Source organism: Kurthia sp. YJT4 (assembly GCF_030219945.1).
Taxonomy (GTDB): domain Bacteria; phylum Bacillota; class Bacilli; order Bacillales_A; family Planococcaceae; genus Kurthia; species Kurthia gibsonii.
This window is the reverse complement of sequence record NZ_CP126689.1, coordinates 1,913,413-1,931,569: the sequence shown is the minus strand read 5'-3', so window position 1 is coordinate 1,931,569 and position 18,157 is coordinate 1,913,413. Positions and strand designations below refer to the sequence as shown.

Genomic DNA, 18,157 nt, shown 5'->3' with positions numbered 1-18,157 from the left:
TATAATTTAGATGAGGTGCATACGAGTGAAGATCTCAACAAAAGGCCGTTATGGGCTTACAATTATGATTGAGTTAGCAAAACAGTACGGACAAGGACCAATTCCACTGCGTCAAATCGCCGCAGATAATCATTTATCAGAAGCTTATTTAGAGCAATTAGTATCACCACTTCGTAACTCGGGTTTAGTCAAGAGTGTACGTGGTGCTTACGGTGGTTATATGTTATCGAAGCCACCACATTTGATTTCAACAGCAGATGTGATTAAAGTATTAGAAGGCCCGATTCAACCTGTAGAAGGAATCGAAAATGAAGCACCACCACAACGTGAGTTATGGATGCGTATTCGCGATGCTGTAAAAACAGTTTTGGATACAACAAGTCTGGAAGATTTAGCGAAATATACAGACGAAAACACAGATGAAAACTTTATGTTCTATATTTAAAGGAGATTTTTTTCATGAACGAAATCTATTTAGACCATGCGGCAACATCACCGATGCATCCACAAGTGATTCAAGTGATGACAGAAGTGATGTCAGAGGTATTTGGTAATCCATCAAGTATCCATCAGCTTGGTCGCCATGCACGAAAATATTTAGATGATGCACGTCATGTGATTGCAACATCTATTCAAGCCAAAGACAATGAAATCATCTTTACGGGTGGTGGCTCGGAGGCAGATAATTTAGCGATTCGCGGAACAGCCTATGCGAAAAAAGCGCAAGGTCGTCATATTATTACAACAGCAATTGAACATCATGCGGTATTACATCCATGTGAACAGCTTGAAACAGAAGGTTTTGAAGTGACCTATTTACCTGTTAATGAACAGGGAGTTGTATCAGTTGCAGATGTAGAACAAGCACTTCGCGAAGATACGATTCTCGTTACGATTATGGCAGGTAATAATGAAGTAGGTTCTATACAACCAATTGCAGAAATTGGTGCATTATTAACTGAACATCAAGCGACATTCCATACGGATGCAGTGCAAGCATTTGGACTTGAAAAAATCAATGTAGACGAGTTAAAAGTTGATTTATTATCTGCTTCAGCGCATAAGTTGAATGGTCCAAAAGGTGTCGGATTTTTATACCAACGTGAACAAACACCTTTGCAACCACTTATTTTAGGTGGGGAACAAGAACGTAAACGTCGTGCGGGTACAGAAAATATTCCAGGGATTGTTGGGTTTGCAAAAGCAGTCGAAATTGCACAGGCAACAATGGATGAAAAACGAATACAGTTGAAAAAATATCAACAAATCATAGTAGACACCTTTACAGCGAGTGGGATTCATTTTAAAGTTAATGGGCAAGTCGAAAATGGTCTACCGCATGTATTGAATATAAGCTTTGCAGGAATGGATGTAGAGTCATTCCTTGTCAATTTAGATATGGCTGGTGTTGCGGTATCAAGTGGTTCAGCATGTACAGCAGGTTCAATTGATCCATCACATGTTTTAGTTGCGATGTTTGGAAAAGATTCTGCAGAATTGCGTAATTCGATTCGTTTTAGTTTCGGATATGGGCTAACAGATGATACAGTAGCAGAAGCTGCAAAACGTACAGTAGATATTGTACAAAGATTAGCGAATGTATAGAAATCAGGTGAGAAGAAAATGAATGAAGTAAAAGACCCCTCAAAAACACGTGTTGTCGTAGGGATGTCGGGTGGCGTTGACTCGTCTGTAGCAGCGTACCTATTAAAAAAACAAGGCTATGATGTGATCGGTATCTTCATGAAAAACTGGGATGATACAGATGAGAATGGCGTATGTACAGCAACGGAAGACTATGAAGATGTCATTAAAGTATGTAATCAAATTGGGATTCCCTATTATGCTGTCAATTTTGAAAAACAATACTGGGATAAAGTATTCTCATACTTCTTAGAAGAATATAAAGCAGGACGTACACCAAACCCGGATGTAATGTGTAATAAAGAGATTAAATTTAAAGCCTTTTTAGAACATGCATTAAAATTAGGTGCCGACTATCTTGCAACAGGTCACTATGCACGCGTTGAACAAACAGAAGATGGCGTGAAAATGTTACGTGGTGTGGACCATAATAAAGATCAAACATACTTCTTAAATCAATTATCACAGGAACAATTATCACATGTGATGTTCCCAATCGGTGATTTAGAAAAACCACGTGTACGTGAAATTGCAGAAGAAGCAGGACTTGCGACAGCGAAGAAAAAAGACTCAACAGGGATCTGTTTCATCGGTGAACGTAATTTCAAAGAATTCTTAAGCCAATACCTACCAGCACAACCAGGTAATATGGAAACATTTGATGGTAAAGTGATGGGTAAACACGATGGTTTAATGTATTACACATTAGGTCAACGTCATGGTTTAGGAATCGGTGGAGATGGTGAGCCTTGGTTTGTAGTTGGTAAAGATTTAGAGCGTAATGTTTTATTAGTTGGACAAGGTTTCCATAACGACTTGTTATATTCAACAAGCTTAACGGCTGTGAAAACAAGCTTTACAACGAATCGCACGTTCGACAAGAACTTTAGCTGCACAGCGAAGTTCCGTTACCGTCAAACAGATGTGCCTGTAGATGTAACATTACTAGATAATGGCGATTGGTCTGTAACATTCTCAGAACCAACACGTGCGATTACACCAGGACAATCGGTTGTATTATATGATGGTGATGAGTGTATCGGTGGCGGTACAATTGATGAAGTATTTAAAAACGGTGAAAAATTAACATATGTAGGGTAATAGGAGTTGGATTTTTGTGAATCATAATGAAGAAGGCATCAAAGCGATGCAAGAAAAGCGTTTTGAAGATGCAGCAAAAGCATTTACTGAAGCAATCGAAGCAAATCCTGAAGAAGCGATTGGCTACATTAACTTCGGTAATCTACTCGCTTCAATGGATGATACAGAACGTGCAGAGCGCTTTTTCCAAAAAGCTATTACATTGGATGAAGATGCAGCGACTGCTTATTATGGTTTAGCGAATCTTTATTACAATAATGAGCGTTTTGAAGAAGCGGCAAAAATTTATGAGCGTTCAATTCGTAAAGGCATTGAAGGGGCAGATGCTTACTTCATGCTTGGAAAATCGCTTGAAGCAAGTGGGAATACGAAACTAGCACTTCCTTATTTACAGCGTGCAGCAGAATTAGCACCAGAGGATTTACAAATTCGTTTATCATTTGCGATTTTAATGTGTTCATTAGAAATGTTTGAAGAAGCAGAAAAAGAACTGCGTCATATTATCAATGAAGATTGGAATAATGCAGATGCACATTATAACTTAGGTGTATTATTTGCAGTTTCTACAGATAATATTAAAGATGCACAGTATCATTTAAAACAAGCTTACACATTACAACCTGAATTTGATCAAGCGCGTTATATTTACGATATGCTTGAGCAAAAGAAGAATAACCAATAAAAAAGGAGGGGACAGTGTTGACTGAAAATCTTTCACTATTTGCGAATGAACCATTTTTCGTAGTAGGTCGACCTGTCGTCTCTATTTTTCATAATGCAGAAAATTTATTTTCAATTGTGAAAGTGAAAATTCAAGAGACGAATACAGATTACCAAGAAAAAGAAGTGATTGTCGCTGGATATTTTCCAAAGGTAGTAGAGGATGCGCTCTATCGTTTTACAGGGCGTATGACAACCCATCCGAAATACGGCACACAATTCAAAGCAGAAACATTTGAAAAAGAGATTCCTGCAACTGAAGCAGGTGTCATCTCGTATTTATCAAGTGATTTATTCCCAGGAATCGGACAACGAACAGCAAAAATCATTGTCGATCAATTGGGAGCGGATGCAATTAAGGTCATCATTCAAGATCCTTCATCTTTGGATGGTATTCCGCGTTTAAATGAAGAAAAGAAAGAGACATTGCGACTTGTACTCCAACAAAATCTAGGGATGGACCGTATTATGATTAAATTAGGCGAATGGGGTTTTGGCGCACAATTAGCAATCAAAATCTATCAGCTCTATTTAGATGATACACTTCAACTCTTACAAGAAAATCCGTACCGACTCATTCAAGATGTAGAAGGAGTGGGTTTTCAGCGTGCAGATGATTTAGGCGCTATTTTAGGAATTGAAGGAAAGCATCCAGACCGTATTGAAGCAGCAGTGTTACATATTATTAATCAAGCATCGATTTCAGAAGGACATACCTATGTCTCTGCTGAACAGGTTATTCCACAAGCAAAAGCTCTTTTGGAACAAAGTCAGCCTATCCAACTCACTTACGAAGAGATTTCACAAGCGATTATTCGTCTTGGTGAAAATGGACAGTTGTGTGGTGAGGAGACACGTCTCTATTTACCATCTCTTTATTATTCAGAGGTGGGGATTGCGTCAAAGATTTTGCAGTTAAAAGAGAAGAATGAACAACAATCAGCATTTCCGCTTTCTGAAATTCGCACATGGATTGGTGACGCAGAGGAACGCTTTGGTGTGACCTATGCAACGACACAAATCCATGCAATTGAGACAGCTATTAATAGTGCGGTTATGATTTTAACAGGGGGACCAGGTACAGGGAAAACAACCGTTGTACGTGGGATTGTTGATGTATTTGCAGAGTTACATGGATTATCACTTGATCCGAAAGAATATAGTAAAAAAGACGAAGAATTCCCCATTATTCTTGTTGCACCAACAGGTCGTGCCGCGAAGCGTTTAAGTGAATCGACAGGCTTACCTGCACAGACGATTCACCGTCTACTTGGCTTTAATGGACAAGATAAAGACGAAGAAACAGAACGAGAAATCGGTGGTAAATTAATTATTGTCGATGAGATGTCGATGGTTGATACGTGGCTCGCACATCAATTACTACGTGCATTAAATGACCACTGTCAAATTGTATTCGTTGGTGACCAAGATCAGCTACCGCCTGTAGGTCCGGGGCAAGTGCTAAAAGATTTACTCGCTTCAAAAGCGATTCCAACGGTCGAATTAACCGATGTGTATCGTCAAGCAGATGGCTCGTCTATTATTGAGTTGGCGCATCAGATGAAAATGGGAGAGCAACCGACGAATTTAACAGAGAAAACAAAAGACCGCTCCTTTATCCCTGCCTATACGAATCAAGTTGCGAGCGTCGTTCAACAAGTGATTGGTTCCGCGCTTAAAAAAGGATTCTCAATTCACGATGTCCAAGTACTAGCGCCGATGTATAGAGGAGATGCCGGAATTGATGCACTGAATAAAATGATTCAAGAGTTTGTCAATCCGAAAAAGAATGCGAAGACGAAAGAGATTGTCTTTGGTGACACAACGTACCGTATTGGCGACAAAGTGTTGCAACTTGTCAATCAGCCGAATAGTAATGTCTTTAATGGGGATATGGGCGAAATTATTTCGATTTTAAAAGCGAAAGAGACGACGGAAAAACAAGACGTTGTCATCGTGTCATTTGATGGTATTGAAGTAACGTATGAACGCTCCGATCTAAATCAAATTACACTTGCCTATTGTTGTTCGATTCATAAATCACAAGGTAGTGAGTTCCCAATGGTCATCATGCCCGTTGTAAGAAGTTATGCCAAGATGTTACGAAAGAATCTTCTTTATACAGGTCTGACACGTGCGAAAAACTTTTTGATTTTGTGCGGAGAACCCGATACATTTTTACGTGGTATTCAAAATGATGCAGATGTTTTAAGGCAGACAACACTTGCGATGCGCCTTGGTGAAACATCTGAACAAATTGCTGAAAAAGAAGCTACTGAACAAAAAGTAGAAGAAACGAATGATGAGATGATTCAACGCAATACATTTGTTCTAACGATGGACAATTTTATGGACATCTCGCCAATGATTGGTATGGATGGTTGTAAACCAAGTGATTTTTTAATTGAAGTACAACAAGAGTTACTAGAAAATGAATAAATTGAAGAACGCCTAAGTTGATTTGTTATAAATCGATTTAGGTGTTTTTATTTCCATTTTAATCCATGTGGTGATATAATCGTTGGAACTTTAAAAGGGGATGATGAAATGATTCGACAATTGACAGAACAAGACCATCAACAAGTACTGCAGTTGATTGGAAAAAAGCCAGCAGAGAATTTATTCATTATTGGTGACTTGGAGGCGTATGGATACGACTCTGACATACAACAACTTTACGGGGAATTTCAAGATGAGCAGTTGATTGCACTGCTGTTAAACTACGACCATATGTATGTGATGTATGCAGAAGGAACATATGATGTAGAAGGCTTCGCTCGTATTGTGAATACAGATGAACAACTGTTAGGTTTATCTGGTATGTACGATATTTTAACGTCTTTATATCCTTTAATTGAAAAAACGCCTAAACGCTCAGGTAAGATGCACTATGCAAAATGTACAGCACTAATCGGAGAAGCACCACCACACCGTTTTACAATTCGTAAAACAACTGTAGAAGATATTCCACAGCACCGTGCATTATTACAACAAATACCAGAGTTTGCAAATAGTACGACAACAGAGGAACAAATGGTTCGAACGATTGAAAATCAAACAGGTCGTACGTATGCGCTTTGGGAAGATGATCAAATTGTTTCGGTTGTCTCAACGGCAGCGGAAAATTTACAGTCAGCGATGATTGTCGGTGTAGCGACGCATCCTGATTATGTAGAAAGAGGATATGCGACAGCACTTCTTTATAGAATGTGTGAGGAATTACTAGCAGAAGATAAGGTAGTTTGTTTGTTCTACGATAACCCGAAAGCAGGAAAGATTTACGAGCGCATTGGATTTGAACCGATTGGTTACTGGGGAATGCATAACTTTTAATAGGATGCGGGCATTGACAGGTTAAGCGACTTTATTTTATAATCAGCAGTAGAATAATTGAACACGATGACGGAAAAGAGTACGTTATACTGATTGTGTTAAGAGAGAGGTTTCATGGCTGAAAAAACCTTCACGATTGATAACGGAAAGCTATTCCAGAGTGCAGTTAATCCCTGCCGTTCACTACGTTATAGTGCTAAGAGATAAAAAGTGTTGCTTGATACTTTTTATAAATTAGGGTGGTACCACGAAAACGAATTGACAGTTCTCGTCCCTTTCCATAGGGATGGGGACTTTTTATTTTGTTTGAAAAGCACTTCATCGCATTTAAATTTTAGGAGGAAACACACATGAAAGCTTCAGATATTCGTCGTAAGTATATCGAATTCTTCGTTGAAAAACAGCACAAACAAGAACCAAGTATGCCACTTGTTCCAATTAATGATGCGTCATTATTATGGATTAACTCAGGTGTAGCTACATTAAAAAAATATTTTGATGGCTCGGTTATTCCAGATAACCCACGTATCGTAAATGCACAAAAAGCGATTCGTACAAACGATATTGAAAACGTTGGTAAAACAGCACGTCACCATACATTCTTCGAAATGTTAGGGAACTTCTCAATCGGTGATTACTTCAAAAAAGAAGCAATTCATTACGCATGGGAATTCTTAACGTCAAAAGAATGGTTAGGGTTCGACGGTGAAAAATTATCTATTACGATTCACCCTGAAGATACAGAAGCATATAACATTTGGAAAGACGAAATTGGCATTCCAGAAGAACGTCTGATTCGTTTAGAAGGAAACTTCTGGGATATCGGTGAAGGTCCATCGGGTCCAAACTCAGAAATTTTCTATGACCGCGGCGAAATGTACGGAAACGACCCAAAAGATCCAGAATTATATCCAGGTGGCGAAAACGAACGCTACTTAGAAATCTGGAACTTAGTATTCTCTCAATTCAACCATAATCCAGATCACACATATACACCACTACCAAAGCAAAATATTGATACAGGTATGGGTTTAGAGCGTGTTGCGTCGGTTATGCAAGATGTTCCAACAAACTATGACACAGATTTATTCATGCCAATCATTGAAACAATTGAAAAATTCGCAAACCGTCGCTACATGCGTCCTGGCGAAATTGAATTAAGTGAAATTTTTGGTACAGAAGAAGATGTAAATACACCATTCAAAGTCATCGCTGACCATATTCGTACGGTTGCTTTCGCAATTGGTGATGGCGCACTTCCATCAAATGAAGGTCGCGGTTATGTATTACGTCGTTTATTACGTCGTGCAGTACGTTATGCAAAACAAATCGGTATCGAAAAACCGTTCATGTTTGAATTAGTACCAACTGTTGGTGAAATCATGCAAGATTTCTACCCACAAGTAAAAGAAAAAGAAGCGTTCATTCAACGTGTAATTAAAAATGAAGAACAGCGCTTCCACGAAACATTAAATGATGGTTTAGCAATTTTCAACGAAGTTGTTGCAACGCAAAAAGAAAAAGGCGAAATGGTTATTCCAGGTGCAGATGCATTCCGTCTATATGACACATACGGTTTTCCAGTAGAATTAACAGAAGAGTACGCTGCTGAAGTTGGGATGACAGTGGACGAAGCTGGCTTTGAAGTTGAGATGGAAAAACAACGTACACGCGCACGTGAAGCACGTCAAGATGTTGACTCAATGAAAGTACAATCAGAAGTGTTAGCAAACTTAAAACAAGCTTCTACATTCGTAGGTGGCGATACATTACAAACAGAAACAGTTATTACAGCAATCGTTGCAAACGGCGAAGAAGTAAAAACTGTTTCTGAAGGTGAAGAAGCACTTGTGATTTTAACTGAAACACCTTTCTATGCAGAAATGGGTGGACAAGTAGCGGACCACGGTACGATTTCAAATGATGCATTCACAGCGTTTGTAAAAGACGTACAAAAAGCACCAAACGGTCAGTCATTGCATACAGTTGTAGTAGAGTCTGGTGAAATGAATGTAGAAGATGAAGTGATTGCAAGCGTAAATCGCGAAGAACGTAACTTAATCGTGAAAAACCATACAGCGACACACTTATTACAACGTGCATTAAAAGATATTTTAGGTGACCACGTTAACCAAGCAGGTTCATATGTAGGTCCAGATCGTTTACGTTTTGACTTCTCACACTTCGGTGCAACAACAAAAGAAGAAATTGAAGCAATTGAACGTGCAGTAAACGAAAAAATTTGGGATGATATCGAAGTAATCATCGAAGAAATGCCAATTGACGAAGCAAAAGCAATGGGCGCAATGGCATTATTCGGTGAAAAATATGGTGATGTTGTACGCGTTGTTCAAGTATCAGATTACTCAATCGAATTATGTGGTGGTATTCACGTAAAACGTTCATCTGAAATTGGTTTATTCAAAATTGTTTCAGAAGGCGGTATTGGCGCTGGAACACGTCGTATTGAAGCTGTAACAGGTCGTGCAGCATACTTTGCAGTGAAGGAAGAACAACACACATTAGAAGCAGCAGCACACGCTTTAAAATCAAATCCAAAAGACGTACCAGCACGTATTGAATCATTACAACATGATTTAAAAGATGCACAACGTGAAAATGAATCATTATCAGCGAAGATGGCAGCAGCACAAGCAGGTGATATTCTAGCGAATGCAAAAGACATCAATGGTGTAACAGTATTATCAACACGCGTAGAAGCGAAAGATAATAACCAATTACGTCAACTAATGGATGATTTAAAAGCGAAAATGTCAAATGCGGTGATCGTTTTAGGTGCAGTAGCAGACGATAAAGTAATGCTATGTGCAGGTGTAACAAAAGAAATCGCAGGAAAAGAATACCATGCAGGAAACATTGTCAAAGCAGTAGCAGAACAATGTGGTGGTAAAGGTGGCGGTCGCCCAGATATGGCGATGGCTGGTGCAAAAGATGCGAATCAACTGGATGCAGCACTTGCATCTGTTTATGAAACATTAGCAAAATAATTAATGAATAGAAGAAGTCAGTTCTTAGGCAACTGTTTGAGAACTGGCTTTTTTCTATGATGTAGTAAAAACAGATGACGTTATAAAAATAAGCAGCCAAAAACGGTGGAACAAACAGGAAAACAATGCTTTTTAAACCTTATTTTCTTGCCACTAGTAATTATTTCATAGCGAATGGGCAAAATGAGTTTCAAACGAACAGGGAATAAGTTATACTAGTTGAAAGAGTAGTACACTACTTAACTTTACTGTGAGGTGCTTAGCATGAGTAAGTTTGATCAAACGATGAAATTTAATTTTCCCGAAGAACCTATGGAACAAGAAGTTCGCGAAACGATGCTTCATGTTCATGCAGCACTAGAAGAAAAAGGGTATAACTCAATCAATCAAATGGTGGGTTATTTGCTTTCGGGCGATCCGGCATATATTCCACGTCATCAAGATGCTCGTACAAAGATTCGCAAGCTTGAACGAGATGAAATTTTAGAAGAGCTTGTGAAATTTTATATTAAAAAGAATAACGAGGCAAAATAATGAGAGTAATGGGTTTAGATGTCGGTTCTAAAACAATCGGAGTAGCTGTAAGCGATGCACTTGGCTGGACTGCTCAAGGGATTGAAACGATTAAAATCGACGAAGAGAATGAAAAGTTTGGTATGGAACGAATTCGTGAACTCGTAAAACAATACGATGTGAAGGAATTTGTCGTTGGTTTTCCAAAAAACATGAACAATACAGTGGGTCCGCGTGGAGAAGCATCACAGCGTTATGCTACACTGTTAGAGCAGGAGTTTGGATTTCCCGTTACACTATGGGATGAAAGACTGACAACGATGGCCGCAGAACGCGTGCTAATTGAAGCGGATGTTCGTCGTAAAGATCGTAAAAAGGTCATTGATAAGATGGCTGCAAGTATGATTTTACAAGGATATTTAGACCGCAAATCTTTTTAGAGGAGAATGAGAGTATGACAAATGAAAAACAAAACACAATTACAGTAGTAGACGAGGAAGGGAACGAAATTCTTTGTGAGATTCTTACAATCGTAGAATCAGAAGAATTTGGTAAAAACTTCGTATTATACAGCGAAATCGGTTCAGAGGATGAAGAAGGTTATGTACAAATCATGGCTTCATCATTCACACCAGCAGAAAATGGTGAAGATGGCGAATTACAACCAATCGAATCAGAAGAAGAATGGGCTTACTTAGAAGACATTCTTGAGCAATTAGACGACGAAGAATAATTCACTATTTCAACAACCATAAGGGAGGCTTTTAATATGTCAGAAGAACACAACCATGAACATATTGTAGCAATTGATGAAAACGGAAACGAAATCGTATATGCTGTCATCACACGCGTATACTCAGAAGAATTCGAAAAAGAATACGTTCTTTTTGCAGAACATAGCGATTCAGACGAGCCTGTAGAAGTACAAGCAGCAATCGTTGTAGAAGACGAAGAAGGCGACCGTTTAGTTGGAATCGAGAGCGATTCAGATGCAGAATGGGAATTCATCGAGAGCGTTTTATCTGAGCTAGCTGATGAAGAAGAAGAATAGTCCTTACAAAACGAGGTGAATGTTCATGTCTCAAGATTATAGTGGTCAATTCTTTACGGAATTAGATGAAGATGGCAATGAGGTTGTCTATACGATTCTAACGCGCATTGAACCAGACGATTCAGATTCAACGTATATCGTGTTTTATGAAGATACAGAAGAAGACGATATTCAAATTGAAGCAGCAGAAGTCATCGAAAATGAAGATGGTAGCGGCGAGCAATTATACGAAATCGAAACTGAAGAAGAATGGGCAATGATTGAAGAAGTAGTCAATACAATTATGAGTCTGTAAAAGAAAGTCCGTCCAATATTGTTTTGTGCTTATGAAAAGTGCAGATAATAGGGGCGGATTTTTTGAATCGTATAAAATATTTTTGAAAAAAAAGAGAGAATCAAGTAATATGAACATGTTGTGACTTTACATAAGAGTCAGGATGAGAGTGATATGAAGGAGGATTATGTGTGGATCCAAAATTGCCCGATGATCAATTAAAGAGATTACAAGAGCAACGCCATGAAAAAAGAATAGTCCGAAAAATTGTGATGTACGTGGGAATCGCTATTATTGCTATTGCATTAATTGGGAGTATTAGTAGTTATTTTTATATTTCAAATGCTTTAAAACCAGTAGATCCAGATAATAAAAAAGCAGTAAAAATCGAATTGCCAATCGGTTCGAATATTGATACGATATCACAAACTTTAGAAGATAAAGGCGTTATTCGTAATGCGAAAATCTTCAAATATTATACAAAGTTTAAAAATGCTTCTGGTTTCCAAGCTGGAACGTATCGAATTCCACCATCTATGTCGATTGATGATATTATCAAATCGTTAAAAACGGGTAAAGTATATCGTAAAGCAGATTTACAAATTACGATACCAGAAGGATTAACGCTCGATCAAATTGGTAATATTATCGCGAAAAATACAGACTATACATCAAAAGAGTTTATGAAACTCGTAACGAATGAAAAATTCATTAAAGAGATGAAAGCGAAGTATCCAGAAACAGTAACGAAAGATATCAATGGAAAAGATATTCGCTACAAGTTGGAAGGTTACTTATATCCATCTACGTATGATTTCTTCACGAAGAAACCAACTTTAGAAGAAATTGTTGAAAAGATGATTGCACAAACAGATGCGATTGTTCGTTCATATGAACCGCAATTAAAAGAATTAGGCATGACACCGCACGAGTTCTTAACATTTGCATCACTTCTTGAACGTGAAGCGACAGCACAAACAGACCGTGAAACGATTGCAAGTGTATTCAATAATCGTATTGAACAAGGTATGCCACTTCAAACAGATCCAACTGTTCTATATGCACTTGGTGAGCATAAAGATCGCGTGCTGTATAAAGATTTAGAAGTGAAAAATCCGTATAATACGTACTTGAATAAAGGTCTACCACCAGGCCCAATTGCGAATGCAGGACGTGCATCACTTGATGCAACGGTTGACCCTGCGAAAACAAAATATCTATACTTTGTTGCAGATAAAGATGGTAATAATCACTTTGCTGAAACGTATTCAGAGCATCAAAATAATGTAGCCAAGTACATCAAATCGCAAAAATAATGATGCTATTTTAGCCTCATAGATAGCGTTAATATAAAAATCTAGATGATGAATGAACATCGTCTAGATTTTTTTAATGTTGTTTTCTTTTCAAAACTTTGTCGAAAAAGCATGAAATTATGGATTTGCAAGGTTGAAATCTAGATTTTAAAATACTTTTATGTTAGGATAAAGTGTGTTTTGTATATAATTAAGGAGGAATAGCAGATGGAAATTTCAGATGCCTATATTCAATCCTTCATACCTAAACGAGATGAACTTTTAATTGAAATGGAACAGTTTGCGGCTGAAAATTACATACCGATTATGCAGCTTTCAGCGATTGAAAACTTATTACAGTTACTAAGAATTCAACAACCGAAATCAATTTTAGAAGTAGGTAGCGCGATTGGTTACTCAGCAATTCGTATGGCACAAGCTGTACCAAATGTTGATATTGTAACGATTGAAAGAGATGAAGCACGCATTGAATATGCAAAAGCATTTATCGGACGTTCCGATGTAAAAGAAAATATCACATTAATCGAGGGTGACGCGTTAGAAGTGGACATTGCAAGCAAATATCCATCTTTTGATGCTGTTTTTATTGATGCGGCAAAAGGCCAATATCAAAAATTCTTTGATCAATATAGTCCACTTGTCAAACAAGGGGGCATTTTATACATTGATAATATGTATATGCACGGTCTATCAGATTTAGACATGAAAGATGTACCAAAACGTAAAAGAACGATGATTCGAAACCTTCATCAATTTGCGGAATGGATTATTCAAAATGAGCAATATCAATCAACTTTCTTCCCAGTAGGCGATGGTTTATTGATTTGTATTAAGAGGTGACCAACATGAAAAAACCAGAATTACTTGTAACACCCCATTCAGTTGAACACGTAGCACGTTTGATTGAAGCTGGTGCAGATGCTTTTTTAATTGGTGAACAAAAATTTGGTTTGCGTTTAGCAGGCGAATTTTCAATTGAAGAAGTAGCAGAAGCAACAAAAATGATTCATGCAGCAGGCAAAAAAGTCTATGTTGCAATGAACGCGATTTATCATAATGATCGTGTCGATGATTTAGCTCCTTATATGGAAAAACTAACGGAATTACATGTAGACGGTATCGTATTCGGCGATCCAGCTGTTATTATTGCACGCCGAGAAGCAAATTGTGAAATTCCACTTCACTGGGATGCAGAAACAATTTCTACAAACTGGTTCCAAGCGAATTACTGGGGTAAACGCGGTGCAACACGCGCGTATTTAGCTCGTGAATTAAGCATGGAAGAAGTTGTAGAGATTAAAGAAAACGCAGAAGTTGAGATTGAAGTATTGGTGCATGGTATGACATGTATGTTCCAATCAAAACGTCCGCTTTTAGGCAACTACTTCTTATTCCAAGATAAAGCGATGGAAGTTGAAAATCGTAAAGAAGCGAAAAATATGTTTTTACATGATAAAGAACGTGAAAATAAATACCCAATCTATGAAGATTTAAATGGTACACACATTTACAGTCCGAATGATGTATGTATTATTGATGAACTAAATGAATTATTTGAAGCAGGCGTTGATTCATTTAAATTTGATTCGGTTCTATGCTCAGATGACTATGCAGTTGAAGTAACAGCTTGCTACCGTCAAGCGATTGATGCGTACATGGAGTCAGAAGATGCATACGAAGATATGAAGCAAGACTTACTTGAAAAAATTGAAGAGATTCAACCAGAATTACGTCCGTTAGATACTGGATTCTACTTCAAAGAAACAGTTTATTAGGAGGAGACGTAACATGACGACTATTATAAATGATCGTATTTCAGAAATCATTGATGGCAAGCGTGTCATTACGAAGAAACCAGAACTGTTAGCACCTGCTGGGAATCTGGAAAAATTAAAAATTGCCGTACATTATGGAGCAGATGCGGTATTTATCGGTGGACAAGAGTTTGGACTACGTTCAAATGCAGGGAACTTCTCAATCGAAGAGATGGCAGAAGGTGTTGAATTTGCTAACCGTTATGGTGCGAAAATCTATGTAACAACAAATATTTTTGCGCATAATGAAAATATGGACGGTTTAGAAGATTATTTACAAGCATTAGAAGGCGTTGGCATTACAGGAATTATCGTAGCTGACCCATTAATTATCGAAACATGTAAAGAAGTCGCACCAAAGCTTGAAATCCATTTAAGTACACAACAATCTCTATCGAACTGGAAAGCAGTTCAATATTGGAAAGAACAGGGCTTAGAACGTGTTGTATTAGCACGTGAAACAGGTGCTGAAGAAATTCAATTAATGAAAGAAAAAGTAGATATCGAAATCGAATCATTCGTACATGGTGCGATGTGTATCGCTTATTCAGGACGTTGTGTATTATCAAACCATATGACAGCGCGTGACTCAAACCGCGGCGGTTGCTGCCAATCATGTCGTTGGGATTATGATTTATATGCAGTAGAAGATGGCGAAGAAAAGCCGTTATTCGAAGAAGGAAAAGAAGCATTTGCGATGAGTCCAAAAGACTTAAAATTAATTGAATCGATTCCAAAAATTATCGAACTAGGCATCGACTCATTAAAAGTAGAAGGTCGTATGAAGTCAATTCACTATATCGCAACAGTTGTAACGGTGTATCGTAAAGTAATTGATGCTTATTGTGCAGACCCAGAAAACTTTGTCATCAAACGTGAATGGTTAGAAGAATTAGATAAATGTGCAAATCGTGAAACAGCTTCTTCATTCTTCGAAGGCGAACCAAGTTATGAACAACAAATGTTTGGCGTTCATGGTAAACAAACAAACTACGACTTCTGTGGTATGGTACTTGATTACGATGAAGAAACACAAATGGTTACATTGCAACAACGTAATTACTTCAAACCAGGCGACGAAATCGAATTCTTCGGTCCAGCGATTGAGAACTTTACAATCGTTGTAGAAGAAATCTTTGATGAACAAGGCGAATCATTGGATGCAGCAAGACATCCACTACAAATTGTTCGTTTCAAATGTGAGCATAAAGTGAATGCACATGATATGATTCGTAAGGAGATGCGCTAAGATGACAAAAAAGAGACCGGTTGTCATTGGAATTGCAGGAGGTTCAGGCTCTGGTAAAACGAGTGTGACACACGCAATTCATGAAGTATTTAAAAACCATAACCTTGTCGTGATTGAACAAGATTATTATTATAAAGATCAAAGTCATTTGGAGTTTGAACAACGTCTTGAAACAAACTATGACCATCCAAATGCATTCGATACCGATTTATTAATTGCAGATATTGAAAAGTTATTGAATCGTGAGCCAATTGAAAAGCCAATCTATGATTATGCTTTGCATACACGCTCAAAAGAAACAGAGCATATTGAACCACAAGACGTAATTATCTTAGAAGGTATTCTTGTATTAGCAGATGAACGTTTACGTGACTTAATGGATATTAAATTATTCGTTGATACCGATTCAGATTTACGCATCATTCGTCGTATTTTACGTGATATTAATGAGCGTGGTCGTTCAATTGATTCAGTTGTTGAACAATACCTATCAGTTGTTCGTCCAATGCATAATCAATTCATCGAACCGACGAAGCGTTATGCGGATATTATTATCCCAGAAGGCGGTCAAAATGAAGTCGCAATCGATTTAATGGTTACAAAAATAAAAACAATTGTTGAATCTGACACCATTGTGTAATATCATGGTAATGATTAACAGAAGTTAATGAGAAATCACTATGTCGCGTTCGTTACGAATGGCGACATAGTATTTTTATATCGTACTTAAGGAGTGGATTGTATTGTCTAACGAAAAACAATACCCAATGACAGCAGCGGGTAAGCAAAAATTAGAAGAAGAATTAGAGTACCTAATTACGACAAAACGTAAAGAGGTTGTAGAACGCATTAAAATCGCACGTGGTTTCGGTGACCTTTCTGAGAACTCGGAATACGATGCAGCAAAAGATGAGCAAGGTTTTGTAGAAGGACGTATTTCTTTATTACAAACAATGATTCGTAATGCGATGATTATCGAAGAAGGTTCAGATGCACGCGATACAGTAACAATCGGTTGCACAGTAAAATTCGTAGAACTTCCAGACGAAGATGAAGAAGAATACACAATCGTTGGTTCAGCAGAAGCAGATCCATTCGAAGGACGTATTTCAAACGATTCACCAATCGCTAAAGCTTTACTAGGTCGTAAGGTTGATGATGTAGTAAAAATCAATACACCTGGTGGCGATATGGACGTTCGTATCGTATCGATTAAATAAGAAGTAATAGAAAAAAGACTGGGACAAATTGTGTTTTATAACACATAGGTCTCAGTCTTTTTTAATAAAGAACTCTTTATCTAAAAAAACGTCTTATGAATGTAAAATATGTTATGCAACCTTTAAAATATTTCAATTTGCTAACAACGTATTCAAACAGAAAGCATATTTTCATTAAATATGCTATTATGACGGTAACTAAGAGGTGAAAGTATGGAAGAACAAAGAAGATATCGTTCAAAAAAACATATGACGAGTAAACAAAAAGGCGACCGTATTTTAAATTATTTAATCGCACTTGTTGTCGGTTTAATTATTTTAGTAGCTAGTATTATTTTTTCGGGCGGTGAAGAACAACAAAAGGCGAAAGAGCCAGAAAAAGAAGCTGTAACAGCTCAACCCCAAAAAGAGACGCCTAAAGAGGAAGAACCTGTTAAAAAGAAAAAAACAGTTAAACCAACTGTCGTAAAAGATGTGGAAGAACTGAAAAAAAGTGATACGGTTAAAGTATCAAAATCAGATGAGGCAATTGTTGATGAAGTAATTGAAGATAAGGAATGGAAGCCATATAAAACAGCGCAACAAGATGATGGTACAACAATGCACGTATCAAGTTATAGTGCGGGTACAGTTGACTGGAATGAAAAATTACAAGCTGTTCAAAATATTACAGGTCTTAAAGAAGAAGACTGGATTCTTTGGTATGCGAAAGGTAATGGATCAGCAGATGCATCAATTATCACAGTATCTTCAAAAGATCAAACGAAAAAATATCGTGTATCTTTAAAATGGGTAGCAAAAAAAGGATGGAAACCAGAAAAAGTAGAAGTGCTAAATCAACTACAAGGTGCTTATTAATTGGCATTGACGGATTTTCAAATAGTCTGTAATGTAAGATAGAACGTATTTTTTCT

At 37.6% G+C, this 18,157-nt stretch carries 19 protein-coding genes and 1 other annotated feature; all 19 genes read left to right on the top strand.

Annotated features, from left to right (window positions below):
* Positions 1-25: 25 nt before the first annotated feature.
* The 19 genes from cymR (at position 26) to QN089_RS09520 (ending at position 18,101) form a co-directional block, all read left to right on the top strand.
* Positions 26-445, top strand: coding sequence for a cysteine metabolism transcriptional regulator CymR (gene cymR, locus QN089_RS09610; RefSeq protein WP_068452451.1), 420 nt, complete (start codon positions 26-28; stop codon positions 443-445).
* 14 nt (positions 446-459) lie between these two features.
* Complete coding sequence (locus QN089_RS09605; protein ID WP_285215202.1) at positions 460-1,605, top strand: cysteine desulfurase family protein; 1,146 nt, start codon at positions 460-462, stop codon at positions 1,603-1,605.
* Between the two features lie 18 nt (positions 1,606-1,623).
* Positions 1,624-2,745, top strand: a complete 1,122-nt coding sequence (gene mnmA, locus QN089_RS09600) for a tRNA 2-thiouridine(34) synthase MnmA (RefSeq protein WP_285215201.1) — start codon at positions 1,624-1,626, stop codon at positions 2,743-2,745.
* Positions 2,746-2,761: 16 nt separating this feature from the next.
* Complete coding sequence (locus QN089_RS09595) at positions 2,762-3,427, top strand: tetratricopeptide repeat protein (protein ID WP_285215200.1); 666 nt, start codon at positions 2,762-2,764, stop codon at positions 3,425-3,427.
* A 17-nt stretch (positions 3,428-3,444) separates the two neighbouring features.
* A complete protein-coding gene (gene recD2, locus QN089_RS09590) occupies positions 3,445-5,904 on the top strand; it encodes an SF1B family DNA helicase RecD2 (RefSeq protein ID WP_285215199.1) in 2,460 nt (819 codons plus the stop codon).
* Positions 5,905-6,012: 108 nt separating this feature from the next.
* Complete coding sequence (locus tag QN089_RS09585) at positions 6,013-6,798, top strand: GNAT family N-acetyltransferase (protein ID WP_285215198.1); 786 nt, start codon at positions 6,013-6,015, stop codon at positions 6,796-6,798.
* 57 nt (positions 6,799-6,855) lie between these two features.
* Positions 6,856-7,077 (top strand) — a binding site (T-box leader).
* Positions 7,078-7,148: 71 nt separating this feature from the next.
* Entirely contained in the window at positions 7,149-9,806 is a 2,658-nt protein-coding gene (alaS, locus tag QN089_RS09580; RefSeq protein ID WP_068452469.1) for an alanine--tRNA ligase, read from the top strand.
* A 264-nt stretch (positions 9,807-10,070) separates the two neighbouring features.
* On the top strand, positions 10,071-10,340 hold the full coding sequence (locus QN089_RS09575; protein ID WP_068452472.1) for an IreB family regulatory phosphoprotein: 270 nt from the start codon (positions 10,071-10,073) through the stop codon (positions 10,338-10,340).
* Positions 10,340-10,759, top strand: coding sequence for a Holliday junction resolvase RuvX (gene ruvX, locus QN089_RS09570; protein WP_068452475.1), 420 nt, complete (start codon positions 10,340-10,342; stop codon positions 10,757-10,759). The genes QN089_RS09575 and ruvX overlap by 1 nt, the downstream gene beginning before the upstream one ends.
* Positions 10,760-10,773: 14 nt before the next feature.
* Positions 10,774-11,052, top strand: coding sequence for a DUF1292 domain-containing protein (locus tag QN089_RS09565; RefSeq protein ID WP_068452478.1), 279 nt, complete (start codon positions 10,774-10,776; stop codon positions 11,050-11,052).
* 36 nt (positions 11,053-11,088) lie between these two features.
* Positions 11,089-11,370: a DUF1292 domain-containing protein gene (locus tag QN089_RS09560; protein WP_087680306.1), complete on the top strand. Its 282-nt coding sequence runs from the start codon at positions 11,089-11,091 to the stop codon at positions 11,368-11,370.
* Between the two features lie 25 nt (positions 11,371-11,395).
* The gene (locus QN089_RS09555; RefSeq protein ID WP_068452485.1) at positions 11,396-11,665 is read left to right on the top strand and encodes a DUF1292 domain-containing protein; all 270 of its coding nucleotides are present in this window, start codon (positions 11,396-11,398) and stop codon (positions 11,663-11,665) included.
* Between the two features lie 170 nt (positions 11,666-11,835).
* Complete coding sequence (mltG, locus tag QN089_RS09550) at positions 11,836-12,960, top strand: endolytic transglycosylase MltG (protein ID WP_285215197.1); 1,125 nt, start codon at positions 11,836-11,838, stop codon at positions 12,958-12,960.
* Positions 12,961-13,167: 207 nt separating this feature from the next.
* Positions 13,168-13,800, top strand: a complete 633-nt coding sequence (locus QN089_RS09545) for an O-methyltransferase (RefSeq protein ID WP_068452494.1) — start codon at positions 13,168-13,170, stop codon at positions 13,798-13,800.
* Positions 13,801-13,805: 5 nt separating this feature from the next.
* Positions 13,806-14,735, top strand: a complete 930-nt coding sequence (locus QN089_RS09540) for a peptidase U32 family protein (RefSeq protein ID WP_068452496.1) — start codon at positions 13,806-13,808, stop codon at positions 14,733-14,735.
* A gap of 13 nt (positions 14,736-14,748) precedes the next feature.
* On the top strand, positions 14,749-16,023 hold the full coding sequence (locus QN089_RS09535) for a peptidase U32 family protein (protein WP_068452498.1): 1,275 nt from the start codon (positions 14,749-14,751) through the stop codon (positions 16,021-16,023).
* A 1-nt stretch (position 16,024) separates the two neighbouring features.
* Entirely contained in the window at positions 16,025-16,663 is a 639-nt protein-coding gene (gene udk, locus QN089_RS09530) for a uridine kinase (RefSeq protein ID WP_068452504.1), read from the top strand.
* Between the two features lie 103 nt (positions 16,664-16,766).
* The gene (gene greA, locus QN089_RS09525; protein WP_068452507.1) at positions 16,767-17,243 is read left to right on the top strand and encodes a transcription elongation factor GreA; all 477 of its coding nucleotides are present in this window, start codon (positions 16,767-16,769) and stop codon (positions 17,241-17,243) included.
* Positions 17,244-17,456: 213 nt separating this feature from the next.
* Positions 17,457-18,101 carry a DUF1510 family protein gene (locus QN089_RS09520; RefSeq protein WP_285215196.1) on the top strand — a complete coding sequence of 215 codons (645 nt, stop codon included), beginning with the start codon at positions 17,457-17,459 and terminating at the stop codon, positions 18,099-18,101.
* Positions 18,102-18,157: the final 56 nt, after the last annotated feature.